The sequence below is a fragment of the Halovulum dunhuangense genome (assembly GCF_013093415.1).
Lineage (GTDB): Bacteria > Pseudomonadota > Alphaproteobacteria > Rhodobacterales > Rhodobacteraceae > Halovulum > Halovulum dunhuangense.
The window spans coordinates 315,945-341,047 of sequence record NZ_JABFBC010000002.1; the positions used below are offsets into that span (position 1 = coordinate 315,945).

Genomic DNA, 25,103 nt, shown 5'->3' on the forward strand with positions numbered 1-25,103 from the left:
CGTGTCAACAGCGCGATGGGCGGGGCATCAGTCGTGGCTGTGGATCAGTTCCGGCACATCCTCGGATCCCGCGCGGCCGCGCCCCGACAGCGACGGGTATTCCATGAAGAAGCGATGGCAGCTGAACAGCGGCGTCTCTCCGTCCCCGACATGGCGCAGGTAGGTGCCGTCGGGTTGCAGCACCCAGCTTTGCGACTGGTCGGCCAGGTTCGCGGCCATGATCTGGCGCACGATCTGGGCATGTACGGTGGGGTTGGTGATGGGGACAAGCGTTTCCACCCGCCGGTCGAGATTGCGGCCCATCCAGTCGGCCGACGAGATGTAGACCTTGGCCTCGTCGGATGGCAGGCCGTGCCCGTTGCCGAAACAGGCGATGCGGGAATGTTCGAGGAACCGGCCAACGATGGATTTCACGCGGATATTCTCGGACAGGCCCCTGATCCCCGGGCGCACGCCGCAGATGCCGCGCACCACAAGGTCGATCTGTACGCCGGCCTGGCTGGCCGCGTAGAGCGCGTCGATCACGTCAGGGTCGATCACCGCGTTCATCTTGGCCCAGACGGCGGCGGGGCGACCTGCGCGGGCATGGGCGGCCTCGGCCTCGAGGTTGTCGAGAATGGTCGATTTCAGCGCGATCGGCGCGATCGACAGCATCTCCAGATCCTCGGGCGTGACGTAGCCCGAGACGTAGTTGAACACCTTGACCGCGTCGCGGCCCAGCGCCTCGTCGCAGGTGAAAAGCGACAGGTCGGTGTAGAAGCGCGCGGTGATCGGGTGGTAGTTGCCGGTGCCGAAATGCGTGTAGGTCACCAGGCGGTCGCCCTCGCGCCGGACCACGGTCGAGATCTTGGCGTGGGTCTTCCAGTCGGTGAAGCCATAGACGACCTGCGCGCCCGCACGTTCCAGCATCCGGCTCTGGCGGATGTTGGCCGCCTCGTCGAAGCGGGCCTTCAGCTCCACCAGCGCGGTCACCGACTTGCCGCTCTCGGCCGCCTCGCAAAGCGCGCTGACGATCGGCGACTGCGAAGAGGTGCGATAGAGCGTCTGCTTGATCGCCAGCACGTCCGGATCCTGCGCCGCCTGGTTCAGGAAGCGGATCACCATGTCGAAGGTTTCGTAAGGATGATGCAGCAGCATGTCCTTGTGGCGGATGGCGCGGAACATGTCGCCGTCATGGTCCTGCACCCGCTCGGGCGTGCGCGGGGTGAAATGCGGCCACAACAGGTCGGGGCGGTCCTGGTCCACCAGTTCCGACAGCGCCGCCATGCCGATCAGGCCGCCCACCTCGATCACCTCGTCGGGGCCGACATGCATCTCCTTCAGGATCGTCTCGCGCAGGTCTTCGGGCGCGCTGGCCGAGATCTTGAGCCGCACCACCTCTCCGCGGCGGCGGCGCTTGAGCGCGGTCTCGAACTCGCGGACCAGGTCCTCGGCCTCTTCCTCGACCTCGATGTCGCTGTCGCGCAGCACGCGGAAGGTGCAGCTGCCCGCGACCTCGTATCCGGGGAAAAGCTTGTCGAGAAAGACGCCGATCAGATCCTCCAGCAGAAGGTAGCGCGCCTCGCCATCAGGGCCGCGATCCAGCCGGGTGAAGCGGGGCACCTGCGCGGGGATCGGCAGCAGCGCCTCGAGCGGCTGACCGTCGGGGCGGCGGCGCAGTTGCAGCGCCAGCGCGAACCCGGTGTTCTGGATAAAGGGGAAGGGATGCGCCGGATCGATCGCCAAGGGTGTCAGGATCGGGAACACCTGCGCCATGAAATGCCGGTCGAGCGTCCGGCGATCCTCGTCGGTCAGTTCGTCGGGCCGCAGGATCCGGATCCCCGCCTGGGCGAGTTCGGCCAGAAGCCGCGTCCAGCACTTGTTCTGCCGGGCCATGAGCACGCGCGCCTTCTCGTCGATGCGCGAAAGCTGTTCGGACGGGCTCAGCCCGTCTGCCGAGGTGCGCGTCACCCCCTCTCGCAGCATGCCGCGAAGCCCCGCCACGCGGACGGAATAGAACTCGTCCAGGTTGGAGCCCGAGATCGACAGGAAGCGCACCCGCTCCAGCAGCGGCACGGCGGTGTTCTCGGCCTCTTCGAGGACACGCAGGTTGAACTCCAGCCAGCTCAGCTCGCGGTTGAAGAACCGCTGCGGCGAGGTGGGATCGAATCCGTCGGGCAGGATCGGGTCCGGCAGGGGTGCTTCGAGGAAATCGGCGTTGTACATGATCGGCTTATGATTGGGGTATGATGACACTGTGATGACAGGCCGGCGGGCTGTCCAGTGCGGCGCTTACTCGCCGAGCAGTTCCGCCGCGAGTTTCACGCCCACCGGGCGCGCGCCCGCAAGCGACGCGCGGTCCAGCGCCGCGACCGCCGCCTGTGCCGCCGGGATCGATCGGTCGATCCGCCGGGTCAGGTAGCTTACCAGCGCGGGCTTCACCCGGATCTGGCGGTCCGCGAACAGCTTGACCAGGACGCCGGCCAGCAGCGCCTCGTCCGGGCTTTCGAGCCGCGCCACACCGGCCGCGGACAGCCGGCTGGCAAGGTCGGGCAGGCCCAGCGCCCAGTGCCGCGGCGCGCTGCGCCCTGTCACCAGAAGCCGGCCGCCAGCCGCGAGGGTGGCGTTGTGCAGGTGGAAAAGCCGTTCTTCCGCCGCCGGATCGCCCGCGACGCGGTCCACGTCCTCGATCACCAGCCGCTCGGTGCCCAGCAAGGCAGTGCCTGCCTCCTTCGCGCTGACGATGGAGGCGCCGGTCATCTCGGCCCAGACATGGGCAAGGTGGGTCTTGCCGGCGCCGGCCGGGCCGCACAGGGCCAGCTTGCCGCCGGGCCAGTCCTTCCACGCCTCGACCGCAGCAAGCGCGGTGGCGTTCGACTCCGAGACGAGAAACGCCTCACGCCCCAGTGCCGGGCGGAACTTCAGATCGAGCGAAAGCTGGCCTGCCATGCCTATTCCGCGGCGTCGCGCGGCGCGTCATCGTCGCGGCGCTCGGGGCCGGTATAGAGCCGCCCGCCCTTGTACTGCTCGATCAGGAAACGGGTCATCACGCCGATTACCGCCGCCACCGGCACCGCGATCAGCATGCCCGCAAAGCCCAGAAGCGCGCCGAAGGCCGACAGCGCGAAGATCAGCGCCACCGGATGCAGGCGGATCCGCCCCCCCACCAGCTTGGGCGTGAGCACGTTGCCCTCGACCGCCTGGCCGATCCCGAAGACGGCCGCAACCGCCAGGATCATCCACCAGTCGCCCCAGAACTGGAACAGCGCCAGCCCGATGGAGATGGCCCCGCCCAGGATCGAGCCGACGAAGGGGATGAACGAGATGATGCCGGCAAAAAGCCCCACCACGACACCGAACTGCAATCCGATGATGCCCAGCGACACGGCATAGAAGGTGCCGAGGATCACGCCCACCAGAAGCTGGCCGCGCACGAAGCCGCTGAGAACCTCGTCCGATTCTTTGGCCAGGCGGCGGACCGTGCCGACATGCTCGCGCGGGATCAGGTCGTCGATCCTGTCGATCATGCGATCCCAGTCCAGAAGCAGGTAGAAGGCGATCACCGGGGCCAGCACCAGCACCAGCAGCGCGTCGACCACGGCAAGGGACGAGGACAGCAAGGTCTGCACGACGGTCAGGCCACCGCTTTTCAGCGAATCCTCCATCCCCGCGAAGCTGCGGCGCAGGGCAGAACCCTCGTCGAAGAAGTCCGGGAAACGGATGCTCAGCGCATCGCGCAGGCGCGCCACAAGATCGGGCGCCGCCGTTATCAGCCCCTGCACCTGCTGCACGATCAGCGGCACGGCCACCAGCAGCAACGTGATGAAAAGCAGCGCCGACAGCACGGTGATGACGGCGGTCGCAGCCACGCGGCTGAAGCCGCGCGTCTCCAGCCGGTCGGCCAGCGGGTCGAGCAGATAGGCGATGGCCGCGCCCACGATGAAGGGCAGCAGCGTGTTGCCCATCACCCACGCGAAGGCAATGAGCACCGCCGCGGCGATACCCCAGTAGCGAACCTGCTCACGCGTGCTCAGACCCATTGCGCCCTCGTGTCCATGGGGGAAGACATGGTCCAGCGGGCGCCCGGATGCAAGCCTGCCGGTACCCGACCGTCAGGCGAACTGTTCGCGGATCAGCCGCTCCTCCAGGCCGTGGCCGGGGTCGAACAGGATGCGGTGGGTGACGCGCTGCTCTTCGTGGATGTCCACCGAAACGACGTTGCGCACCTCGAGGCTGTCGGCCGCGGCAAGCACCGGGCGCCTGTCGGGGTCGCGCACCTCGATGCGGACATGGGCCGTGGATGGCAGCAGCGCGCCGCGCCAGCGCCGCGGCCGGAACGCCGCCACCGCGGTCAGCGCCAGCACGTTCGATCCGATGGGAAGGATCGGGCCATGGGCCGAGTAGTTGTAGGCGGTGGAACCGGCGGGCGTGCAGATCATCGCCCCGTCGCAGACCAGTTCCGACATCCGCTCGCGCCCGTCGACGAAGATCTTCAGCTTTGCCGCCTGCGGCCCGGCGCGCAGCAGCGACACCTCGTTGATGGCAAGCGCGTCCTGGGTCCGCCCGCCAAGCGTGACCGCATGCATCGTGAGGGGGTGGATCTCGGTCAGCTCCGCCGCCTCCAGCCGCTCGCGCAGCCCCTCTTCGCGGTAGGCGTTCATCAGGAAGCCGACGGTGCCGCGGTTCATGCCGTAGACGGGCACGCCCAGCGATTGCGTGTCATGCAGGGTCGCCAGCACGAAGCCGTCGCCGCCCAGCGCCACGATCACGTCGGCTTCGTCTGCCGCAACAGACCCGTAGCGGGACGCAAGCCGCCGCCCCGCTTCCTGCGCCACCTCGGCCGGGCTCGCGGTGAAGCAGATCTTCTCGTAACCCATTCTTCGCGCTTTCCTTCGCCGGCCGGACCCCGCGCCACTCTAGGGCCTCGGCCGGCACAGGCAAGCGGCGGAAGTTGCCGATAGGCGGCAAAGTTTCGCGCGGCAGAGCGCCAGACGCGGCGGAATGGCGCTTTATGCCCCCCCGCCGATGGGGTATTGGGGCGCCAATGCCGAAATTCCTACAGGAGTGCCCGCGATGAAGGACATCGTCCGCGACGACGGCTTTTTCACCGAGAAACTGGAAACCCGCGACCCCGAGCTGTTCGGCGCGATCCGCAAGGAGCTGGGCCGCCAGCGCGACGAGATCGAGCTGATCGCCTCGGAGAACATCGTCTCTGCCGCCGTGATGGAGGCGCAGGGCTCGGTGATGACCAACAAGTACGCCGAGGGCTATCCGGGCCGGCGCTATTACGGCGGGTGCCAGTACGTCGACATCGCCGAGGAACTGGCGATCGAGCGCATCTGCAAGCTGTTCGACTGCGGCTATGCCAACGTCCAGCCGAATTCCGGCAGCCAGGCGAACCAGGCGGTGTTCCTGTCGCTGCTCCAGCCGGGCGACACCTTTCTTGCGATGGACCTGGCCGCCGGCGGTCATCTGACCCACGGCGCCGCGCCCAACATGTCGGGCAAGTGGTTCAACGCCGTGCATTACGGCGTGCGCGAGGACACGCTGGATATCGACTACGACCAGGTCGAGGAACTGGCACTCAAGCACAAGCCGAAGCTCATCATCGCGGGCGGCTCGGCCATTCCGCGGATCATCGACATGAAGCGTTTCCGCGCCATCGCGGACAAGGTCGGTGCCTATCTGATGGCCGACATGGCGCATTTCGCGGGGCTGATCGCGGGCGGCGTCTATCCGAACCCGATGGAGCATGTGCACGTGCTCACATCGACCACGCACAAGACCCTGCGTGGCCCGCGCGGCGGCATCATCCTGACCAACCACGAGGACCTGGCCAGGAAGTTCAACTCGGCCATCTTCCCCGGCATCCAGGGCGGCCCGCTGATGCATGTGATCGCCGCCAAGGCCGTCGCCTTCGGCGAGGCGCTGCGCCCCGAATTCGCCGACTACCAGCAGGCGGTGGTGCGCAACGCGAAGGCGCTGGCCGCAAGCCTGATCGAGGGCGGTCTTGCCATCACCACCGGCGGCACCGACACCCATGTGATGCTGGTGGACCTGCGCCCCAAGGGCGTGAAGGGCAACGAGGCCGAGAAGTCGCTGGGCCGCGCGCACATCACCTGCAACAAGAACGGCATCCCCTTCGACACCGAGAAGTTCACCGTGACGAGCGGCATCCGCCTTGGCACGCCCGCGGGCACCACCCGCGGCTTCGGCGAGGCCGAGTTCGCCGAGATCGGCCGCCTGATCGTCGAGGTGGTGGACGGGCTTGCCGCCAATGGCGCCGAGAGCAACGGCGCCGTGGAAGACGCGGTAAAGGCGAAGGTGCAGGCGCTCTGCGATCGCTTCCCGATCTACGACCGGCTCTGAGCCGGTCCTGCGGGGGCGGGACCGCCCTGCCCCCGCATCCCCTGTGACGTCAGAGAGATACCGTCGTCACCTTGCGCCGCCGGATCGCCCGGCCACGGGCGCGGGGGATCAGCACGGAATATTCCCCTTCCTCTGCGGCACGCATGGTGGCGCGCAGCAGCGTGTCGGTCGCGGCCACGCTGTCCTTCGACAGGCTCGCGCCGTCGAGCGGCTTGCCGGTGCGGATCTTGAAGCTGTGCTGCGTCTTGTTGATGACCTCGTGGAACAGGGTCACGTCGCGCAGCGTGGGGTGGATCGCGTCGAACAGGTAGAACAGCGCCGAGTTGCGGGCCTTTATGTGCATCGGCACCACGGGCAGTTCGTACTTGCGGGCCAGCATCGCGGCCGAGGGCATCCAGGGCCGCTCGTAGAGTTTCAGGCCGCGCCGCTTGGCCAGCCGGCCCGACGGGAACAGCACCGCCATGCGCCCGTCCTTGAAGGCGTTGGCGGCATAGGTCAGCGTCTCGCGGTTGGATCCGTGGGACCGCTTCTCGGGCCGCCATTCCACCGGCGCGATGATGTCCGCAAGCTGCGGCATGACGCGGATCGCGTCCTTGTTGGCGAAGAAGAAAAGGTCTGGCCGTCGCTGGCGCAACACGGACCACAGGATGATCCCGTCGGCGATGCCGGTCGGATGGTTGCAGACGATCATCGCCGGGCCCGACTCGGGGATGCGCTCAAGCCCCGACACGTCGACGTTCTGCGCGATCATGTCCGCCAGCGCGTCCATCATCTCGGGCGCGGGCAGATCCTGGATCTCCTCGGCGATCTGGATGGTCAGATCATAGCCCAGCATCAGGTGCAGCAGTCCACGGGCGATCCGGATATGGGCGCCGGGCCGGTAGAGCCAGGGCGCCCGTTCCGCGATAAGCGGGTCTACACGCTCTCTCATTCGATGTTGCCCCCGATTGACCAGACCTTCGATGCGGCGGGGCGCACGCCCACGCCGTACCAACCCGATATCACGCATCCGTGACATTATTACCAAGCCGTGCGCGGGCCATAAAGCCGTACCGCGCTCAGCCGGGCCAGATGGCGTAAAATGGCCGGGAGTAAATGCGCGGTGCGCCTTCCTGCGGCAGGGATCGGCGAAACGCCGCCCGGCCTTCGATCCTTGCGTGATAGGCGGCCACCGCCGGATACGGCGACAGGTCGACGAAATGCCGGGCCACATGTACGCCGTAGCCGATGCCGGTGTCCACCGCGGTGAACCCGCCCGGCAACAGGTAGGGCCGGTCGCCCAGCGCCGACTCGATCACGCCGAGGCATTTCTCCAGTCGGCGCGCCTCGAGCTTCATCACCACCGGAGAGCGGTCCCTGTCCTCGCGGATCGCGATGTGCTGCTGGGTCAGCGCCGCAAGGTGCTGGCCCATGGTTTCGGCGAAATGCAGCCATTGCAGCCAGGCGGCGCGGTCCGCATGGCCCGGCCAGCGCCAGAGCATGCCGGGGTCGTACTGCTCGCAAAGGTATTCGCAGATCGCCCCGCTCTCGAAAAGGGTGACGGGTCCATCCACCAGCGCGGGCACCCGGCCCAGCGGGTGGATCGCGAGGTACTCGGGGTCGCGCAGGTCCGAAAGCGCGTGCGTCACCACCCGGAACGGAAGGCCGATCTCGTGCAGAAGCCACAGGCTGCGCATCGAACGCGACTCCGGGCAGTGATGCAGCACGATCCCGCTCATCTGGCGGCCCCGACGGCACCCAGCGCCATCTCGATGTAGATTTCCTCGATGCGTTCGGGCGACAGGCGGCCACCGGCCCGGTACCAGTTGGTGATCCCGGTCAGCATGGCGATCAGTGCAAGCGTTGCGATCCGCGCGTCCGACAGGCGGAAGATGCCGCGCGCCGCCCCATCCTGAAGGATCTCCTGGAGGACGTTCTCGTAAAGCCTTCGCAGCCGCTCGACCCGGGCGAAATTCTCGGGCGTCAGGTTGCGCAGTTCCATGTAGGCGATGAAGACCTCGTCCACCCTGGACAGGTGATAGCGGATGTGGAAACGCACGAAATCCTCGAGCCGCGCCCGTGGATCGTCGCTCTCGCACCTCGCCTTGCCCCAGGCGGCCAGCAGATCCTCGAGATGGGCGATCATCATGTCGGACAGCAGGCTCTGCTTGTCGGGGGTGTAGAGATAAAGCGCGCCTGCCTGCACCCCGACCGCCCGCGCGATCTGCCGCATCGAGACGGCGGCATAGCCTTGGTCGGCAAACAGGCGCATCGCGGCATCGCGAATGTCGCGTGCCGTCTGTTCGCCGTTGGAGCCTGATCTTCTTGCCATTTCGGAAACTTACTGAACGATCGTTCAGATTACAACGGAAAGCCGGTCGCCCGGATCCTGGCGGCCAGCCGGGCGGAAAAATCGGGGGCGTCCGGTTCCAGACACTGCCCGATCAGGAACCAGTGCAGGAACCTGGCATGGTCGAAATCGCGACGCATCACCTGGTCCATCGCAGAGGGCATCGCTGCCGGGTCCGGGATCGTGACCGCGTTCGCGGCGAAATCCGTGACCCCGGCCAGGATCGCGGGCTTGCCGTGCACGAAGCCCTCGAAGGCGACCGCCGAGGCCTGGCTGACCGTGAAGGCACAGGCCGCAAGCAGGTCGTGGACGCTGGCCTCGACCACCTCGACACCGCGTGCGGGATCGTGGAAGGCGCGGATCCGTTCCAGAAGTGCCGGCTGTTGCCTCGGATGCGGCTTGAGATAGACGCGCCGCCCCCCCGCCGAAGCGATCGTCGCCTGTATGAGGGAGACAAGGTCGATGTGGAACTGGCCTTCGGTCGCGGGGATCGGCTCTTGCGCGAAGACGGCGATGGAGCCCTGTTCCAGCGGCACCGCGCCGCGTTCGGGCTGCGGGTATTTCGAACGGTTCTCCACGACGAGCGCGGACCGAAGCCGCGTCACCAGCGCCGCGGCCTCGGATGGCGGGACGGCGGACAGATCGCACGGGATGTGCCCCAACGAGGAATGATGCCGCGCGCCAAGCGGGTCGAAATACCAGAACCCGTGCAGATAGGTCGGGCAGGCATGCAGCAGATGCGGTCCCGACAGCGGGCCCGCGGCCCCCATGATGACATTCAGGTGCCGCGTATCCCGTGCCGCCGCCGCGCGGTTCGCGTGACTGGCCGCGACGACACGCACAGGCAGACCGGCGCCGTCGGCAAGATCCGCGAGGGCGTTGAAGAAATCGATCTCGCGCGCACAGATCCTTTCGGCCACCGGTCTGCGGGCGTGGATCAGCACCTGACGGCCGCTCAGGCGATCCAGTCGGGGACCGAGGATCCGTCTTTGTTTCAGGTATCGCACGCCGTCAGCACCCATGCCCCGCCTCGCCCCAGCGTTCTACAGCGTTCATTTTCCCGTGAAAGCCCGATCTGGGTTTTGATCGCCTCGCGCAGGCCGCTAGTTGATCCTGATGACACAACCCCGGAGGGCATTTCCATGACGATCCGACCGATCCTTTGCGTTTTCGCATCCCTCGCCGCCGTCGGCGCCGCTTCCTTCGCGGTGGCAGAGGCCCACGACCCGGTGGCGCTGCGCGAGGCCAAGATGACAACGGTGGGCCAGTCCACCCAGATCGTCGGCGACATGCTGCGCGGAAACACTCCCTTCGATGCCGCAGCGGCCAACGCGGCGCTGGTCGCGATGCGCGACGCGGCGCAGGGCTTTGGCGAATTGTTCCCCGAAGGCACGGAACTCGCCGGGTCGAACAAGGACGCGGCCGCGCCCGCCATCTGGGAGAACCGCGCCGATTTCGACGCCGAGATCGCAAAATTCGACGCAGCCCTCGAGGCCGCTGTCGCCGCCGAACCGCAGGACATGGAGGCGCTTGCCGCCGCATTTGGTCCCGTCGGCCAGGGCTGCCGGTCCTGCCACCAGAACTACCGCGTCGAGCGCTGATCGCCCATGCGCCTGCTGACCGGCATTGCCGCGCTGGCGCTTGTCGGGGCGGCGGCGGGATATGTTCTGACGCGGCCCCTGACGGTCGCGTCAGGTGATATTCCCGACCACGGCCCCGACCTGGAGAACGGCGCGCTGCTCTTTGCGGCAGGCGGCTGCGCATCCTGCCACGCGGCGCCCGGCGCGGAGGGGGACGCGACGCTGGTGCTGGCCGGCGGTCAGCGCATCGAGTCGGATTTCGGCGTCTTCGTCGTTCCCAACATCTCCTCCGACCCGGAGGCGGGGATCGGCGGCTGGACCGAGGCGGAATTCCTGTCCGCCATGCTGCACGGCACCTCGCCCGAGGGCAGCCATTACTATCCGGCCTTCCCCTATACATCCTATGCCCGGATGGATCCGACAGACGTGCTGGACCTGCTGGCCTATCTCCGCACCCTTCCCGCGTCGGACAACGTGGCGCCGGACCACGAGCTTGGCTTTCCCTACAACATCCGGGCAGGCATCGGGCTGTGGAAGGCGCGCTATCTCGATCCGTCGCCGGTGATGCCGGTCCCGGACGATCCGCTGGTCGCGCGCGGACAGGCGCTGGTCGAGGGGATCGCCCATTGCGGCGAGTGCCACACGCCGCGGGACAGCTTCGGCGGACTGGACCGCAGCGCCTGGCTTGCGGGCGCGCCGAACCCCAACGGGCCCGGAAACATCCCCAACATCACGCCCCATGGCGATGCGCTGACATGGTCCGAAGGCGATATCGCCTATTATCTCGAGACGGGCTTCACCCCGGATTTCGACAGCGTCGGCGGATCCATGGTTCCGGTGGTCGAGAACCTTGCCAAGCTGCCGCCCGAGGACCGGCAGGCCATCGCGGCCTATCTGAAGGCAGTGCCGCCAGTGCCGCCCGCGGACGGCTGACGCGGCTACCGCTGGTCGAAGCGGACCTTCACATAGCGGCCCGGCGCGGGCTCGATCACGCCATGGACGGCACCCGGCTGGCGCGCGGGCACCTTGCGCCCGGAGCGGGCGGCAAGCCAGGCATCCCAGTCGGTCCACCAGCTGCCCGGATGTTCCTCTGCCTCGGCCATCCAGCGCGACAGCTCGTCGCTGGAAAGGTCGTCATTGGTCCAGAACTGGTATTTCTGCGCCGCGGGCGGGTTGACCACGCCGGCGATATGACCCGAGCCCGACAGGACGAAGCGCACATCGGCCCCGGTCATCCGCCGGGCGCCCCGATAGACCGAGTCCGCCGGGGCGATGTGATCCTCCTTGGTGGCGACATGGTAGACCGGGCCGCGGATATCGGCGAGCGTCACGGGAGTGTCCAGCACCGATAGCCGCCCTTCGGCGAAATCGTTGTCGTCGTAGAAATGGTCCAGGTAGAAGTGATGCACCTTGGCCGGCATCGAGGTGGAATCCGCGTTCCAGTACAGCAGGTCGAAGGGGAACGGATCCTTGCCCAGCAGGTAATTGTTCACGACATAGGACCAGATCAGGTCGTTCGAACGCAGCATGTTGAAGGCAGCCGCCATCTTCTGCGCGGGCAGGTAGCCCTTTTCCATCTCGGCATCGACGGCGCGGATCGTCTCGTCATCGACGAAGACCTGCAACTCGCCCGCATCCGAGAAATCGAGCTGCGCCGTGAAGAAGGTAGCCGAGGCGACGCGCTTGTCCTTCGTCTTGCCGAAATAGGCCATCAGCGTGCCCGCCAGCGTGCCGCCGATGCAGTAGGAGGCGATGTTGAGCGATTTCTGCCCCGTCTCCTTGAGGGCTGCATCGATCGCGGCGATCGCGCCCTTGGTCAGGTAGCTGTCCCAGGTCTCGTCGCGCTGACGCTCGTCGGGGTTCACCCACGAGATCATGAACACCGTGTGGCCCTGCCCGACCAGCCAGCGCACCATCGACTTCTTCTGGTTCAGGTCGAGCACATAGTACTTGTTGATCCAGGGCGGAATGAACAGCAGCGGCTTTGCGTGGACCTGTTCCGTGGCAGGCGCGTACTGGATCAGCTGGAGGATGTCGTTCTCGAAGATCACCGCGCCTTCGCTGACGGCCATGTCGCGGCCCACCTCGAAGGCGTCCATGTCGGTCTGCCGGATCAGAAGCTGGCCCTTGCCGCGTTCCAGGTCGGCCAGCATCATCTTGAGCCCGCGCACCAGATTCGCGCCGCGCTGTTCGGCGGTCGCCTCCAGCACCTCGGGGTTGAGGGCGAAGAAATTGGCGGGGTTCATCGCCTCGACGAAGTTGCGGGTGTAGAACTCGGCCTTCTTGCGCTCCCGCGGGTCCATCTCTCCGACGGTGTGGACGGTGTGGTTGATCCAGCCCGAAGTCAGCAGGTAGCTTTCCTTCAGGTAGTCGAAAAGCGCGTTCTCGGACCAGTCCTTGTGCTGGAAACGCTTGCCGGCAGGCGCCCTGTGCGGAAGCTCGGGCATCTCTGCATCCCTGGCGCCCAGCCATTTCAGCGTGGCGGCCTGCCACAGCGCCGTCTGCGCCGCCCAGAAATCCAGCGTCGCGTCCGCGACCTGCTTGGGGTTGTCGGCCATCGCCTTGCCCAGCGCCATCCAGGCCGGAAAGGTGTTCAGCGGGTCGGGATTGCGCGGCAGGCCATCCTCGGCCTGTTTCTCGAGGAACTTCGCCCAGATCTTCTGGCTCGTCTCCATGACCTCGGTCATGTTGGCCGCCATCTCGGCGCTTTGCTCGACAAGCGTGCGATCGTCCTCTGCGGTCATTGCAGTCTGCCCTTCCTTGCGGTGCCAAAGCCCCGCGCCTATCCTGTGACATCAACAGGACGGGCGCGATGCAGCGATCACTTCCACTCTTACCGCAACGGTGCCGCCGGGTCACCCTGCTGGGCGCGTTGCTGCTGGCCGCCGGTTGCGATCTGGTGCCACCCGAGGCCGCCCCGGCCCCTGCCGCGCGCATCGCGGGCTATCCCGAGTTGCTGACCCTGCCCGAAATGACAGAAGCGACCGCGGCCGCGCCGGACCGGACGGCGGAGATCGACACGCTCGAGGCGCGCGCGGCAAGCCTGCGCGCCCGTATCCCTGCTGCCACGATCCCGCCCCTGACCGAGGAAGAGCGCGAGCGCCTTTCCGCCGGGACGGCAGCCCGATAAGCTTGAATTGACCGTTGTGCAGGCGTCCGGCAGGGCGCTATAACGCGCGCATTTCCCTGCAACCCGGGACCCAGCCGATGTCCGAAGAGTTCTACCGCATCAAGCGCCTGCCGCCCTACGTCTTTGCCGAGGTGAACCGCCTGAAGGCAGAGTACCGGGCACAGGGCATGGACATCATCGACTTCGGGATGGGCAATCCGGACATGGACACGCCCGCCCATATCGTCGAGAAAATGATCGAGACCGTGCGCCGCCCCCGCACCCACCGCTATTCCGCGTCCAAGGGCATTCCGGGTCTGCGGCGGGCGCAGGCCGGCTATTACGAGCGGCGCTTCGGGGTCAAACTCGACCCCGCGACAGAGGTCATCGCGACGCTGGGCTCAAAGGAGGGGCTGGCGAACCTGGCCATGGCGATAACAGCACCCGGCGACGTGATGCTGGTGCCGAACCCGTCCTACCCGATCCACCCCTACGGCTTCATGATCGCCGGCGGCACGTTGCGGCATATCCAGACGCTGGAGAACGGCGTCTTCAACCCCGAGGCCTACATGCGCGCGCTCGACCGGGCGGTGGCGCATTCGGTGCCGAAGCCGGTGGCGCTGGTGGTGAGCTTTCCTTCGAACCCGACGGCACAGCTGGCGGATCTGGATTTCTACAAGGAACTCATCCGCTTTGCCCGCAGGCACGAGGTCTGGGTGCTGTCCGACCTCGCCTATGCCGAGATCTATTTCGACGGCAACCCGCCGCCCTCGGTGTTGCAGGTCGAGGGCGCGAAGGAAATCGCGGTCGAATTCACCTCGCTGTCCAAGACCTATGCCATGCCCGGCTGGCGGATGGGCTTTGCGGTGGGCAACCACCGGCTGATCGGGGCGCTGACCCGGATCAAGTCCTATCTCGATTACGGCGCCTTCACCCCCGTGCAGGTCGCGGCTGCCGCCGCGCTGAACGGTCCCGACGACTGCATCGACGAGATCCGCGACATCTATCGCCGGCGCCGCGACGTGCTGGTGGACAGCATGTCGCGCGCCGGCTGGGACATCCCGCCGCCGCCCGCCACCATGTTCGCCTGGGCGCCGATCCCGCCCGTGTTCGAAAAGCTGGGCTCGATGGGCTTCTCCAAGATGCTGCTGACCGAGGCAGAGGTCGCGGTCGCCCCCGGCATCGGCTTCGGCGAATACGGCGAGGGCTATGTCCGCATCGGGCTGGTGGAGAACGAGCAGCGCATCCGCCAGGCCGCGCGCGGGGTGAAACGCGTGCTCTCGAACGCCGAGGCGTTGCTGTCGAAATACGAGGCCGAGGCGGCCGCGGCCGTCTGATCCACGGATGCAGGTGGCCCCCGCGCGCGCCGACTTCGCCGAATGGCCGGCGCTGCTGGACCTTCTGCGCCGGTCCTTCGCCTACATGGAGGGGCGGGTCGATCCGCCCTCCTCGCTGGGCCGGATGGATGCCGAATGCCTGCGCGGACTTGCGGCCGCGGGTGATCTGGTCCTTTCGCGGGACGGGTCGCAGGTCGTCGGCTGTGCCTTCTGTACACCGAAGCCAACGGCACTCTACATCGGCAAGGTCGCGACGGACGCGGCCCATCGCAGGCGCGGCATCGCCCGGGCGCTGATGGCAGCGGCGGACGACATCGCCCGCGGGCGCGGTCTGCCGGCGCTGGAATTGCAGGTGCGCATCGAATTGCACGAGGTTCAGGCCGCCTATGACGCGATGGGTTTCATGCAGGTGGGAACCGCTTCGCATCCCGGCTATGATCGCCCCACCAGCCTGATCCTGCGCAGGAGCCTGAGCACGCCATGACCGAAGAAACGGAGCCCTGGGATTTCGAGCATCAGCAGGCCGAGACCGTCCTGACCCTGCGGGAGCTTCTGGCAGAGACGGACCTGACCGAGGGCATGGAGATCACGCTCGACCTGCAATTCCAGCCCGGTCCAGAGGCGGACGCCGAAGGCTTCCTGCGCAAGCTGAAGATGTTCGGCTACCGGGCGGAACAGGTCGAGGACGCCGACGCGCCCTTCGTCGAGGCGCAGGTCGACGGCGTGCGGCTGAGCGCCGACGATATCTGGCGCCACGAGGAACGGACGACCCGATTGGCGCTGATCCACGGCTACACGGCTGACGGGTGGGGCTTTCTGGAGCCCTGAGGCAAGGCGCGCGCGCCCCTTGCCCATCGCCGCGCGATTGACGTAAGGGTTCGCGCGACGCAGACCTCACCCGAAAGGCTCCCCTCCATGACCCAACCGCTTCGCATCGCGCTCGCCGGCCTTGGCACCGTCGGGGCGGGGATGGTGACCATCCTCCAGACGCATGCGGAGCTGATCACCGCGCGGGCCGGGCGCGAGATCCGGCTGGTGGCGGTATCGGCCCGATCGCGCACCAAGGATCGCGGTGTCGACCTGTCGGGTTTCGACTGGGAGGACGACCCGGTTGCGCTGGCGCGTCGCGACGACGTGGACCTGCTGGTCGAAGTGATGGGCGGCGAGGACGGGACCGCGCGCGTCGCGACCGAAACCGCGCTGGCCGCCGGCAAGCATGTCGTGACCGCGAACAAGGCGATGATGGCGCGCCACGGCACGCGGCTTGCAGCCCTTGCCGAGGAAAAGGGTGTCTCGCTGCGCTACGAGGCGGCCGTCGCGGGCGGCATCCCGATCGTGAAGGCGCTGACCGAGGGCATGGCCGCAAACGGCATGACCCGGGTGCTGGGTGTGATGAACGGCACCTGCAACTACATCCTGACAGAGATGGAACGCACCGGCGGCGCCTATGCCGATATCCTTGCCGATGCGCAGCGGCTTGGCTATGCCGAGGCGGATCCCACCTTCGACGTGGGCGGGTTCGACGCAGCCCAGAAGCTTGCGCTGCTGAGCGCCACCGCCTTCGGCACGGAAGTGGACTACGACGCCATCCAGATCGAGGGGATCGAGCGGGTGACGCTGACCGACATCCGCCACGCGCGCGAGATGGGCTACGCGATCAAGCTTCTGGGTGTGGCGGCCCTCACGCCGGATGGGGTCGAGCAGCGGATGCAGCCCTGCCTCGTGCCAGACCATTCGCCGCTGGGCCAACTCGAGGGGGTCACGAACATGGTCGTGCTCGAGGGCGATTTCATCGGCCGCACCGTCTATCAGGGCCCCGGAGCGGGCGCCGGGCCCACCGCCTCGGCCGTGATGGCGGACGTGATCGACATCGCGCGGGGCGCAAAGGTTCCATCTTTCGGCGTGCCGGCCCGGATGCTTTCCGCGCCGCAGCGCTCGGGCCTGGCGGCGCCGGCGCCCTATTACCTGCGGCTCGGCCTGGCCGACCGGCCCGGTACGCTGGCGCGCGTCGCCGACGCGCTTGGCCGCGCCGGCATCTCGATCGACCGGATGCGCCAGATCCAGCACGAGACGGACGAGGCGCCGGTCCTGATCGTGACCCATGCCTGCGCACGGGCCGATCTGGACCGGGCGCTGGCCGACATAATGACCATGGACGTCACCACCGCCGAACCGGTCGCCTACCGGATCGAACCCGTCTGAGCATGCGCACTTTGCACCGCGGCTGCCTCTGCTAGTGTGTGGCCCGAACCTCGAACCCGTCGTGATCGACTACCGGAAGGACTGACAGAGATGCACCCGATGCCCGATACCGAGCTCTTCTCTGACCGCATGCTGTCGCTGGGCCTGGCCCGCGTGTCCGAAGCGGCGGCCATCGCCGCGGCGAAACTGATCGGCTCTGGCGACGAGAAGGCGGCCGACCAGGCGGCGGTGGATGCGATGCGCCGCCAGCTGAACATGCTCGACATCAAGGGCGTCGTCGTGATCGGCGAGGGCGAGCGCGACGAGGCGCCGATGCTCTACATCGGCGAGGAGGTCGGCACCGGCAACGGCCCCGGCGTGGACATCGCCCTCGATCCGCTGGAGGGCACGACGCTCACCGCCAAGGACATGCCGAACGCGCTGGCGGTGATCGCGATGGGGCCCCGCGGCTCCATGCTGCACGCGCCCGATGTCTACATGGACAAGCTCGCGATCGGGCCGGGCTATCCCGAAGGGCTGGTCAGCATCGACATGACCCCGACCGAGCGGATCGAGACGCTGGCCAGGCATCGCGGCTGCAACCCGTCCGACATCATGGTCTGCGTGCTGGAACGCCCCCGCCACCAGGAGATGATCGCCGAGATCCGCGCGACCGGCGCACGCATCCGCCTGATCACCGACGGGGACGTGGCGGGCGTGATCCACACCGCCGAGTCGAACAAGACCGGCATCCACATGTACATGGGTTCCGGCGGCGCCCCCGAGGGCGTGCTGGCGGCGGCCGCGATGAAATGCATGGGCGGCCAGATCCAGGGCCGGCTTCTGTTCCGCAACGACGACGAGCGTGGCCGCGCGCGCAAGGCCGGGATCACCGACCTCGACCGCATCTACACCCGCGACGACATGGTGACGCGCGACGTGATCTTCGCGGCGACCGGGGTCACAAACGGATCGCTGGTATCGGGCGCCCGGCGCGACGGCGACTACCTGGAAACCGAGACGATCCTGATGCGGTCCAAGACGGGATCGGTGCGCCGCCTGTTCTATCGCCAGAACAACATCTGATCCGGTGACGCGGAAGGTCGGCTTCGACGAGGACGAGACCGGAAAGGCCAGGGCCGGGAAAGGCCCGGGCCTTCAGCTACTGCTTGTGGCGCTTGGCTGCCTGCTGGCCGGAGGCGGCGTCTGGACGCTCATGTCGGGGCGTATCCTGGCCGCCGTGGCGCTCATCGTGGCGGGCGTCGCGATCTTCACCACCGGCGCCTCGGCGTTGATCCGCAGGGCCGCGGGGCTGAAGCGGTGAACGGCGCGTTTCTCGGGGTGGAACAGTCCCTGACCGGCCGGCGCTGGGTCGGCCCCGCGCCCGAGGATCTGCGCCGGGCGCAGGCGCTGTCGCAGGCCACGGGGCTGCCGGACCCGGTCGCGCTGATCCTTGCGCGCAACGGCATAGCGCCCGAGGCGGCAGAGGCGTATCTCGACCCCAAGCTGCGCGACCTGATGCCCGATCCCTCGGGCTTTCGCGACATGGACCGGGCGACGGAGCTGCTGCTCGATCATCTGGCGCGCGGCAGCCGCATCGCGATCTTTGCCGATTACGACGTGGACGGGGCCTGTTCGGCGGCCGTGCTGTCGGACTGGCTTGCAAGCCTGGGGCGGCGGCCCACGATCTATGTGCCCGACCGCATCGACGAAGGCTACGGCCCGAATGTCCCCGCGATGGAGATGCTGGCGCGCGACCACCCCCTGATCGTCTGCGTGGATTGCGGCACGCTGAGCCACGAACCGATCGCCGCTGCCCGCGCCGCGGGCGCCGAGGTGATCGTGCTCGACCACCACATGGGCGGCGAGACCCTGCCCCCCGCGGGTGCCGTCGTGAACCCCAATCGGCAGGACGAAACCTCCGAGCATGGCTATCTGTGCGCCGCCGGAGTCGTGTTCCTGTTTCTCGTGTCGCTCAACCGGGCGCTCAGGGCGCAGGGCAAGCCGCAGCCGGACCTGATCCGGCTGCTGGACCTGGTGGCGCTGGCGACCGTGGCCGATGTCGCGCCGCTGCTGGGGCTGAACCGGGCGCTGGTGCGCCAGGGGCTGAAGGTCATGGCCCGGCGCGAGCGGCCAGGGCTGGTGGCCCTGTCGGATGTGGCGCGGCTGCGCGCGGCCCCCGCGCCCTATCACCTTGGCTTTCTGCTGGGGCCGCGGATCAATGCCGGCGGCCGCGTCGGCCGCGCCGATCTGGGCGCGCGGCTTCTGACCACGGCAGACGTGGCAGAGGCGGCGGCGCTGGCAGCCGATCTTGACCGGCTGAACGAGGAACGCCGCGCCATCGAGGCTGACGTGCTGGCCGAAGCCATGGCGCAGGCCGAGGCGCGCGGCGCGGACGGGCCGCTGGTCTGGGCCGCGGGTGCGGGCTGGCATGCCGGCGTTGTCGGCATCGTCGCGGCGCGTCTGAAGGAAGCCTTCGGTCGCCCCGCCGTCGTGATCGGCGTGGACGGTGCCGAAGGCAAGGGATCGGGGCGGTCCGTTTCCGGCGTGGATCTGGGGGCTGCGATCGCGACCTGCGCCCATGAGGGGCTGCTGCTGAAGGGCGGCGGCCACCGGATGGCCGCGGGCCTGACCGTGGCGAGCGCCATGATCGAGCCGGCGATGGAGCGCCTTGCGGCGCTGTTGCAGCGGCAGGGCGCGGGAAGCATGGGCAGGGGCGATCTGGCGGTGGACGGGCTTCTTTCTGCCGGCGGCGCCACGCCGGAACTGGTGGAAACGCTGGAAACGGCGGGCCCCTTCGGCGCCTCGGCGCCACAGCCGCGATTCGCCTTTGCTTCGATGCGGGTCGCCCATGTGCGCCGCTTCGGCGACACGCATCTCGGCCTGACGCTGAGCGACGGCGCTTCCCGGCTTTCGGCCGTGGCGTTCCGGGCCGTGGACGGGCCGCTGGGCGCGGTTCTGGAACAGGGTTCGGGCGGTGCGATCCATGTCGCGGGACGGCTGGAAATCGACGATTGGGGCGGCCGCCGCAGCGCGCGGCTACGCATCGAGGACGCTGCCCCCGCGGCATGAAATTTTCGTCCCGGAGGGATGCAAAAAGTCCTTGAACCCCCCCGGCGAAACCAGTAGCTACACGTCCACGGAAGTTAGCGCCCATCGTCTAGCGGTCTAGGACGTCGCCCTTTCACGGCGAAAACACGGGTTCGAGTCCCGTTGGGCGTGCCACTTCCCTGACCTGAATGCCGTGGCATTTGGTCGATGAATTTCAGAGAAAATCAGTCCTGGATCGCTGTAAGCCAGCCGCTTGCAGCGCGATGGCGCGCGCCGTCAGCGCAACCGCCCTGCCCTTGCCGCAGGTCGTGATCCGGCATGTCGCTGCCGATCACATGCCGGCGCGGCAGGGGACGTCCGCGCGGGGATCGCAGCCGCTGCACCAACTGCTCGGCCATATGCCGGGCCGCCCGCCGGCCGCAGAGGGCGCATCGCCTCAGGCGACCGCGGTGGTCCGGCTCTCGACACCGGGTCTTGCGGCGTCACCTGCCACAGCGGACAGCCAGGCGCGGTCGATCTCTGCCAGCGCAGCGGCGTCAAGGCTGTCCTCGACCTCCCAGTAGCGGCCGGACGGCACGAGATAGCCCAACGCCGCCTCGTGCGCGCGGGCGCGACGGACGGCGGCAGGATCGATGGCCGGCAGGTCCGGCACCCCGGAGCCAAGCGCGTCGGCGCTGCTGCGGGGCAGGACCAGACGGCTTTTCGGCGCGGTGGAAAGATTCACCATCGCGCAGCCCTGCTCGGCCGCATGGATCATCAGCCGCGCCGATTTCGCCTCGAGACTTTGCAGCGTCACGTCGGGGCGCAGCGGATCCGCGGTTCCGTTGCCGTAGAAATGTGTCCTTGGCCCCGAGCGATAGACCATGTCACACCCGAGATAGGCGATCACCTTCGGCCTCAGGGCGGCCAGCGCCCAGTATCCGGCGGTGAACGCCATGGTTCCGCCCGCATAGACGAACCCGCCCAGCGCGTTCTGCGCCGGCACATATTCGTCGGCGCCCACGATGCGCTGGTGCGGGGCCGGATCCTGCGGCCGCCGCTCGGGCGGGAAGTCCTCGGGATGGATCAGGATGTCCCAGTCGTCCCGCACCGCCCAGGCATTGTTGATGGCAAGGATCTTGTCGAAGGGCGCACGCGCCCAGTCGCGGCAGCGCGTGACATCCGGTCCGCTGCCAAGGATAAGGACGATATCGGTCATCGGTCATTCCGTTGAAGGCAACCGCGACGCGGTCCGTTGCAGAGGATCTAGCCCCGTTGGCGCGCCTTGCCACCCGCTTTTTCGCGGATCACCGGGACGCCGGCGTCATCCGTTCAGATCGGCCGGTGCAAGCGAGGGGATCCGCTCGGGACAGGGGATCAACAGTTCTACCCCGACTTCGATCGTGGCGGGGTCGGGGCCGATTGTCCGGGCATTGGCGGCATAGAGCATCTGGTAGGCCTGGCTTTCGCCCAGAAGCCGCGCGGCGATCAGGCTGAGCGTGTCGCCCCGCCGCACCGTGTATGCCTCTTCGCAGACCAGCGCTGGCGCCTGTTCCTGCGCGATGGCGGCACCGGCCGGCACCAGCGCCGCCAGCAGGATCGTCGCAGAGAGAAACGCCTTCGTCATGTTCAACCCTCGCCCAGCGGGCGCGTCCAGATCTCCACCGGAGTACCCTCCCGCCCTTCGCGTTCGCAGGCTTCCGCCGGGGCCGCGGTGATGCGGAAGGCAAGGGTCAGATCCTCTTCGACCGCGGGATAGGCGTCGAACATGGTGCCGGCGACATCGCGCGCCGCTGCGGTGTCTCCCAGGCTCACGAAGATGATTTCCTCTGCCTCGGCCCCGGGCGTGGTGACGTAGCCGACCAGCCGCTCAAGATCCACCACGCCCTGCGGGCCCAGCGGATCGGGGCCGTCCAGCACGTCGAAATGGCTGCTCAGCCGCCGCGCGCCGCCTGTCGCGGCGCCGCGGTCGGCCATCGCATCGCCGCCTTCCAGTTGCGGCAGCGTGTCGACGAAGCCCGTGGCCGGCAGCAGTGACTGGCCCACGGGGCTGAGCGCGAAGGACAGAAGCCGCTCGGCATGCACCGGCAGATCCCCGGGCGCCGTATAGGCGTAGAGTGCGCCGGACAGCGGGTAGAGATCGGCCTTCACGCTGAACGGCGTGGGCGGCACCGGCCGCCCGCAGGCATCGGATATCGCGATCGCGCCCTCTTCGGTATCGAAGCCAGAAAGCGCGATGCCGGCGGGAAATTCCTCCAGCGTCGCCTCGGCGGCGCCGGGCACATCCAGGATCGTGACATTCGCGCCCAGCGCAAGGCCGCGCGGCGCGAGGACCCTTTCCCGGAAGACCGACATCGTCTCCGAGGCGGGATCGGCGGCAAAGGCGTCGATCGTCATGTCCGGGCCGCCAAGCTCGGCCCAGTTGGTGATCTGGCCGGAGAATATCCCCGCAAGCGCGTCCATCGACAGCACGTCCAGACCGACATCGCGGCCGACGAAGGCAAGGGCCGCGGTGCGGGCGATCATCCGCTCGCCCACGCCCGGCCCGATCCGGCCCAGTTCCGCATCGCTGAGGGGACGCGGCAGGATCGCGAGCGTCGCCTCGCCTGCGTCAAGCGCCGCGACCGCCGCCTCGGCATCCGCCTCGTCCAGCGTGATGTCGACCAGCGGATCGCCCGTGAAGCTGAGCAGCCCGAAGACCAGGTCGCCCGCATCGGTGCGGTCACGCTCGATGTCGGTGTCCACGGTCAGGCTGTAGGCATCGATCAGTTCGGGCACCGCGAAGCGCAGCAGCCCCGGCGCGCCCACGATGCGGAAGCTTGTCGCGGCACCCGTCGCCGCGACCGGGCAGGCGTCACCGCGGCAGATCACGCTGCCGGCCGGAAAGGCCAGCGTCCCAAGCGCCGTTCGCAGCGTGTAGGTATCCCCGTCAAAGGCGACGAGTTCGCCCGCGAAGCTGGTATTCCCATCCGGGCTGGACAGTTCGACCTGCTGGGCCGCGGCGCCCTGCGCAGCCAGCGCAGACAGGAACAGGGCCGTGTTGATCCGCGTCATTCTGGTCATTGCTCGCTTATCCCGATCTGTCCCGCCACCTTATCGCATCATCTTGCGGAATGCGCGCCAATCACCCGGACCGCCACGCCGGCCGCATGGCGCCAGTCTACATCTAGTCGTGAATTCGTGGCGAATTTTTGGCACCGCCCGGCTACCACCCCGGCTGCGGCAATCATGCGTCGGTCCCGGGCAGCGCCACGACACGGTCGCCGACGCGGACCAGTCCGGGGGTCACCACCTCGGCGGTGACGCCGCCATGTCCGCGCATCGCCGTATACCCGCCCGGTCCCAGCGCCTCCTCCATGCGGCTGCACGGCGCGCAGGGACCGGTCACGCGCAGGACCACGGTGCCAAGCGAAAGGCAGCGCCCGCGCATTGCCGCAAGGTTCAGCCCAGATACGGCAAGGTTGCGGCGCATTTGCGCATAGTGCACCCGCGGGTTTGCGGACAGCGCGGCGATCACCGGCAGATGCTCGGCCTGGATCAGGGTCACGGCGCGGGGGCCCGGACGCGTCGTCCGGTCGCCGGCAAGCCCCCCCGCGGTGATCTCGGCCCGCGGCACCGCGACCATCGGCTCCCGGCGGGCCGGACGCAGGCCGATCCAGACCAGCAGGCCCGGCTGGGCGACGCGCGCCATCAGATCGGCAAGACTGTCCATTCACCATGGCTACCCCTCTGCCCCGGGCGCAGCAAGCGCCGCTTTCCAAGGCGCACGGCTTCGGATATGAGCCGCGCCATGTCCCAGAACCCGCCAGATCTCCGCCCGGACCTTGCAAATGCCCGCATCCCCGACGCGCCACGCGCCGGGCAGCCGCGGATCGGCATGGTCAGCCTTGGCTGCCCCAAGGCGCTGGTGGACAGCGAACGGATCCTGACCCGGCTCAGGGCCGAGGGATACGCGATCTCGCCCGATTATGCGGGCGCGGATGCGGTGATCGTGAACACCTGCGGCTTTCTCGACAGCGCAAAGGCCGAATCGCTCGAGGCGATCGGCGAGGCGCTGACCGAGAATGGCCGCGTGATCGTCACGGGCTGCCTTGGCGCGGAACCCGACTACATCACCGGCGCGCATCCCAGCGTGCTGGCCGTGACCGGGCCGCACCAGTACGAACAGGTGCTCGACGCGGTACACGCGGCGGTGCCGCCTTCGCCAGATCCCTTCGTGGACCTGCTGCCCGCGCGCGGCGTGGCGCTGACCCCTCGGCACTACAGCTACCTGAAGATTTCCGAGGGCTGCAATCACAAGTGCCGCTTCTGCATCATCCCCGACATGCGCGGCCGGCTGGTCAGCCGCCCGGCGAACGCCGTCCTTCGCGAGGCCGAAAAACTGGTCGAGGCAGGCGTGCGCGAGTTGCTGGTGATCAGCCAGGACACATCCGCCTACGGGGTGGACCGCAAGCATGACGCGAGCCCGTGGAAGGGCGGCGAGGTGCGGTCGCATATCACGGACCTGGCGCGCGAACTGGGGCGGCTGGGCGCCTGGGTGCGGCTGCACTACGTCTATCCCTACCCGCATGTGCGCGACCTGATCCCGCTGATGGCGGATCCGGACAGCGGGCTGCTGCCCTATCTCGACATTCCGTTCCAGCACGCCCATCCGGATGTGCTGAAGCGCATGGCCCGCCCGGCGAAATCTGCAAACACGCTGGAGGAAATTGCCGCCTGGCGCGCTGCCTGCCCGGACATCACCCTTCGCTCCACCTTCATCGTGGGCTATCCCGGCGAGACGGAAGCAGAGTTCCAGTACCTGCTCGACTGGCTGGGCGAAGCGCAACTCGACCGGGTCGGCTGCTTCCGCTACGAGAACGTCAGGGGCGCCCGTTCGAACGACCTGCCGGACCATGTCCCCGACGAGGTCAAGGAAGAGCGCTGGCACCGCTTCATGGCGCGTGCGCAGGAAATATCCGAGGCGCGGATGGCCGAAAAGGTCGGCGCCCGCATCCAGGTGATCGTGGACGAGGTGGACGACGAGGCCGCGACCTGCCGCAGCTGGGCCGACGCCCCAGAGATCGACGGCAACGTCTTCATCGACGAGGATTTCGCGGATCTGTCGCCCGGCGACATCCTGACCGTCGAGGTCGAGGAAGCCGCCGATTACGATCTGTGGGGCCGGCGCCTTCGTTAGGTGCCACGGG

At 67.9% G+C, this 25,103-nt stretch carries 25 protein-coding genes and 1 tRNA gene; 13 read left to right on the top strand and 13 right to left on the bottom strand.

The annotated features are described in order from the left end of the window. Positions 1-27: 27 nt before the first annotated feature. From HMH01_RS12215 to HMH01_RS12230, 4 genes are all read right to left on the bottom strand, one after another. A complete protein-coding gene (locus tag HMH01_RS12215; protein ID WP_171325945.1) occupies positions 28-2,205 on the bottom strand; it encodes an RNA degradosome polyphosphate kinase in 2,178 nt (725 codons plus the stop codon). 66 nt (positions 2,206-2,271) lie between these two features. Next, positions 2,272-2,928, bottom strand: a complete 657-nt coding sequence (locus HMH01_RS12220) for a P-loop NTPase family protein (protein WP_171325947.1) — start codon at positions 2,926-2,928, stop codon at positions 2,272-2,274. Between the two features lie 2 nt (positions 2,929-2,930). Then, complete coding sequence (locus tag HMH01_RS12225) at positions 2,931-4,019, bottom strand: AI-2E family transporter (RefSeq protein WP_171325949.1); 1,089 nt, start codon at positions 4,017-4,019, stop codon at positions 2,931-2,933. A 72-nt stretch (positions 4,020-4,091) separates the two neighbouring features. After that, entirely contained in the window at positions 4,092-4,856 is a 765-nt protein-coding gene (locus tag HMH01_RS12230) for an NAD kinase (RefSeq protein WP_171325951.1), read from the bottom strand. Between the two features lie 196 nt (positions 4,857-5,052). On the opposite strand from HMH01_RS12230, the gene glyA reads away from it, so the two are divergent. After that, a complete protein-coding gene (gene glyA, locus HMH01_RS12235; protein ID WP_171325953.1) occupies positions 5,053-6,348 on the top strand; it encodes a serine hydroxymethyltransferase in 1,296 nt (431 codons plus the stop codon). A gap of 49 nt (positions 6,349-6,397) precedes the next feature. Here glyA and HMH01_RS12240 read toward each other — a convergent pair whose 3' ends face one another. The 4 genes from HMH01_RS12240 to HMH01_RS12255 form a co-directional block, all read right to left on the bottom strand. Beyond that, a complete protein-coding gene (locus HMH01_RS12240; RefSeq protein ID WP_171325955.1) occupies positions 6,398-7,279 on the bottom strand; it encodes a 1-acyl-sn-glycerol-3-phosphate acyltransferase in 882 nt (293 codons plus the stop codon). A 127-nt stretch (positions 7,280-7,406) separates the two neighbouring features. After that, positions 7,407-8,066, bottom strand: coding sequence for a glutathione S-transferase family protein (locus HMH01_RS12245; protein ID WP_171325957.1), 660 nt, complete (start codon positions 8,064-8,066; stop codon positions 7,407-7,409). Then, positions 8,063-8,659, bottom strand: coding sequence for a TetR/AcrR family transcriptional regulator (locus HMH01_RS12250; RefSeq protein WP_171325959.1), 597 nt, complete (start codon positions 8,657-8,659; stop codon positions 8,063-8,065). Before HMH01_RS12250 ends, HMH01_RS12245 begins: the two co-directional genes overlap by 4 nt. 29 nt (positions 8,660-8,688) lie before the next feature. Next, positions 8,689-9,699, bottom strand: a complete 1,011-nt coding sequence (locus HMH01_RS12255) for a hypothetical protein (RefSeq protein WP_171325961.1) — start codon at positions 9,697-9,699, stop codon at positions 8,689-8,691. Positions 9,700-9,819: 120 nt separating this feature from the next. Here HMH01_RS12255 and HMH01_RS12260 point away from each other — a divergent pair, with 120 nt between their 5' ends. Both HMH01_RS12260 and HMH01_RS12265 read left to right on the top strand, forming a co-directional pair. Continuing rightward, complete coding sequence (locus HMH01_RS12260) at positions 9,820-10,278, top strand: c-type cytochrome (RefSeq protein WP_171325963.1); 459 nt, start codon at positions 9,820-9,822, stop codon at positions 10,276-10,278. A 6-nt stretch (positions 10,279-10,284) separates the two neighbouring features. Then, a complete protein-coding gene (locus tag HMH01_RS12265; protein WP_171325965.1) occupies positions 10,285-11,190 on the top strand; it encodes a c-type cytochrome in 906 nt (301 codons plus the stop codon). A 5-nt stretch (positions 11,191-11,195) separates the two neighbouring features. Here the strand turns inward: HMH01_RS12265 and HMH01_RS12270 are convergent, their stop codons facing one another. Continuing rightward, on the bottom strand, positions 11,196-13,001 hold the full coding sequence (locus HMH01_RS12270; protein WP_216366850.1) for a PHA/PHB synthase family protein: 1,806 nt from the start codon (positions 12,999-13,001) through the stop codon (positions 11,196-11,198). Between the two features lie 68 nt (positions 13,002-13,069). On the opposite strand from HMH01_RS12270, the gene HMH01_RS12275 reads away from it, so the two are divergent. From HMH01_RS12275 to HMH01_RS12315, 9 genes are all read left to right on the top strand, one after another. Then, the gene (locus HMH01_RS12275; protein WP_171325967.1) at positions 13,070-13,387 is read left to right on the top strand and encodes a hypothetical protein; all 318 of its coding nucleotides are present in this window, start codon (positions 13,070-13,072) and stop codon (positions 13,385-13,387) included. A gap of 77 nt (positions 13,388-13,464) precedes the next feature. Further along, positions 13,465-14,703 (top strand): LL-diaminopimelate aminotransferase, encoded by a 1,239-nt coding sequence (locus HMH01_RS12280; RefSeq protein ID WP_171325969.1) that lies wholly within the window; start codon positions 13,465-13,467, stop codon positions 14,701-14,703. Positions 14,704-14,710: 7 nt separating this feature from the next. After that, entirely contained in the window at positions 14,711-15,187 is a 477-nt protein-coding gene (locus HMH01_RS12285) for a GNAT family N-acetyltransferase (protein WP_216366851.1), read from the top strand. Further along, positions 15,184-15,531, top strand: coding sequence for a ribonuclease E inhibitor RraB (locus HMH01_RS12290; RefSeq protein WP_171325970.1), 348 nt, complete (start codon positions 15,184-15,186; stop codon positions 15,529-15,531). Before HMH01_RS12285 ends, HMH01_RS12290 begins: the two co-directional genes overlap by 4 nt. Before the next feature lie 87 nt (positions 15,532-15,618). Then, complete coding sequence (locus tag HMH01_RS12295; protein ID WP_171325972.1) at positions 15,619-16,905, top strand: homoserine dehydrogenase; 1,287 nt, start codon at positions 15,619-15,621, stop codon at positions 16,903-16,905. A 99-nt stretch (positions 16,906-17,004) separates the two neighbouring features. Further along, complete coding sequence (gene glpX, locus HMH01_RS12300; RefSeq protein WP_171325975.1) at positions 17,005-17,970, top strand: class II fructose-bisphosphatase; 966 nt, start codon at positions 17,005-17,007, stop codon at positions 17,968-17,970. A gap of 4 nt (positions 17,971-17,974) precedes the next feature. Continuing rightward, the gene (locus HMH01_RS17845; protein ID WP_171325977.1) at positions 17,975-18,208 is read left to right on the top strand and encodes a hypothetical protein; all 234 of its coding nucleotides are present in this window, start codon (positions 17,975-17,977) and stop codon (positions 18,206-18,208) included. Next, complete coding sequence (gene recJ, locus HMH01_RS12310) at positions 18,205-19,956, top strand: single-stranded-DNA-specific exonuclease RecJ (RefSeq protein WP_171325979.1); 1,752 nt, start codon at positions 18,205-18,207, stop codon at positions 19,954-19,956. Before HMH01_RS17845 ends, recJ begins: the two co-directional genes overlap by 4 nt. 77 nt (positions 19,957-20,033) lie before the next feature. Then, positions 20,034-20,109: transfer RNA gene (locus HMH01_RS12315), tRNA-Glu, on the top strand. Between the two features lie 262 nt (positions 20,110-20,371). Here the strand turns inward: HMH01_RS12315 and HMH01_RS12320 are convergent. The 4 genes from HMH01_RS12320 to HMH01_RS12335 all read right to left on the bottom strand — a co-directional run bounded on the left by HMH01_RS12320 (position 20,372) and on the right by HMH01_RS12335 (position 23,626). Further along, complete coding sequence (locus tag HMH01_RS12320; protein ID WP_171325981.1) at positions 20,372-21,133, bottom strand: hypothetical protein; 762 nt, start codon at positions 21,131-21,133, stop codon at positions 20,372-20,374. 105 nt (positions 21,134-21,238) lie between these two features. Then, positions 21,239-21,541, bottom strand: coding sequence for a LysM peptidoglycan-binding domain-containing protein (locus HMH01_RS12325; protein WP_171325984.1), 303 nt, complete (start codon positions 21,539-21,541; stop codon positions 21,239-21,241). A gap of 2 nt (positions 21,542-21,543) precedes the next feature. Further along, entirely contained in the window at positions 21,544-22,977 is a 1,434-nt protein-coding gene (locus HMH01_RS12330) for a PstS family phosphate ABC transporter substrate-binding protein (RefSeq protein WP_171325987.1), read from the bottom strand. 163 nt (positions 22,978-23,140) lie between these two features. Continuing rightward, entirely contained in the window at positions 23,141-23,626 is a 486-nt protein-coding gene (locus tag HMH01_RS12335; RefSeq protein WP_171325989.1) for an MOSC domain-containing protein, read from the bottom strand. Positions 23,627-23,704: 78 nt separating this feature from the next. On the opposite strand from HMH01_RS12335, the gene rimO reads away from it, so the two are divergent. Further along, complete coding sequence (rimO, locus tag HMH01_RS12340) at positions 23,705-25,093, top strand: 30S ribosomal protein S12 methylthiotransferase RimO (protein WP_171325991.1); 1,389 nt, start codon at positions 23,705-23,707, stop codon at positions 25,091-25,093. Positions 25,094-25,103 lie beyond the last annotated feature (10 nt).

Coding starts and splice junctions, on each gene's coding strand:
- HMH01_RS12215 (WP_171325945.1), bottom strand. CDS start 2,205: ATGTACAACGCCGATTTCCTCGAAGCACCCCTGCCGGACCCGATCCTG.
- HMH01_RS12220 (WP_171325947.1), bottom strand. CDS start 2,928: ATGGCAGGCCAGCTTTCGCTCGATCTGAAGTTCCGCCCGGCACTGGGG.
- HMH01_RS12225 (WP_171325949.1), bottom strand. CDS start 4,019: ATGGGTCTGAGCACGCGTGAGCAGGTTCGCTACTGGGGTATCGCCGCG.
- HMH01_RS12230 (WP_171325951.1), bottom strand. CDS start 4,856: ATGGGTTACGAGAAGATCTGCTTCACCGCGAGCCCGGCCGAGGTGGCG.
- glyA (WP_171325953.1), top strand. CDS start 5,053: ATGAAGGACATCGTCCGCGACGACGGCTTTTTCACCGAGAAACTGGAA.
- HMH01_RS12240 (WP_171325955.1), bottom strand. CDS start 7,279: ATGAGAGAGCGTGTAGACCCGCTTATCGCGGAACGGGCGCCCTGGCTC.
- HMH01_RS12245 (WP_171325957.1), bottom strand. CDS start 8,066: ATGAGCGGGATCGTGCTGCATCACTGCCCGGAGTCGCGTTCGATGCGC.
- HMH01_RS12250 (WP_171325959.1), bottom strand. CDS start 8,659: ATGGCAAGAAGATCAGGCTCCAACGGCGAACAGACGGCACGCGACATT.
- HMH01_RS12255 (WP_171325961.1), bottom strand. CDS start 9,699: ATGGGTGCTGACGGCGTGCGATACCTGAAACAAAGACGGATCCTCGGT.
- HMH01_RS12260 (WP_171325963.1), top strand. CDS start 9,820: ATGACGATCCGACCGATCCTTTGCGTTTTCGCATCCCTCGCCGCCGTC.
- HMH01_RS12265 (WP_171325965.1), top strand. CDS start 10,285: ATGCGCCTGCTGACCGGCATTGCCGCGCTGGCGCTTGTCGGGGCGGCG.
- HMH01_RS12270 (WP_216366850.1), bottom strand. CDS start 13,001: ATGACCGCAGAGGACGATCGCACGCTTGTCGAGCAAAGCGCCGAGATG.
- HMH01_RS12275 (WP_171325967.1), top strand. CDS start 13,070: ATGCAGCGATCACTTCCACTCTTACCGCAACGGTGCCGCCGGGTCACC.
- HMH01_RS12280 (WP_171325969.1), top strand. CDS start 13,465: ATGTCCGAAGAGTTCTACCGCATCAAGCGCCTGCCGCCCTACGTCTTT.
- HMH01_RS12285 (WP_216366851.1), top strand. CDS start 14,711: ATGCAGGTGGCCCCCGCGCGCGCCGACTTCGCCGAATGGCCGGCGCTG.
- HMH01_RS12290 (WP_171325970.1), top strand. CDS start 15,184: ATGACCGAAGAAACGGAGCCCTGGGATTTCGAGCATCAGCAGGCCGAG.
- HMH01_RS12295 (WP_171325972.1), top strand. CDS start 15,619: ATGACCCAACCGCTTCGCATCGCGCTCGCCGGCCTTGGCACCGTCGGG.
- glpX (WP_171325975.1), top strand. CDS start 17,005: ATGCCCGATACCGAGCTCTTCTCTGACCGCATGCTGTCGCTGGGCCTG.
- HMH01_RS12320 (WP_171325981.1), bottom strand. CDS start 21,133: ATGACCGATATCGTCCTTATCCTTGGCAGCGGACCGGATGTCACGCGC.
- HMH01_RS12325 (WP_171325984.1), bottom strand. CDS start 21,541: ATGACGAAGGCGTTTCTCTCTGCGACGATCCTGCTGGCGGCGCTGGTG.
- HMH01_RS12330 (WP_171325987.1), bottom strand. CDS start 22,977: ATGACCAGAATGACGCGGATCAACACGGCCCTGTTCCTGTCTGCGCTG.
- HMH01_RS12335 (WP_171325989.1), bottom strand. CDS start 23,626: ATGGACAGTCTTGCCGATCTGATGGCGCGCGTCGCCCAGCCGGGCCTG.
- rimO (WP_171325991.1), top strand. CDS start 23,705: ATGTCCCAGAACCCGCCAGATCTCCGCCCGGACCTTGCAAATGCCCGC.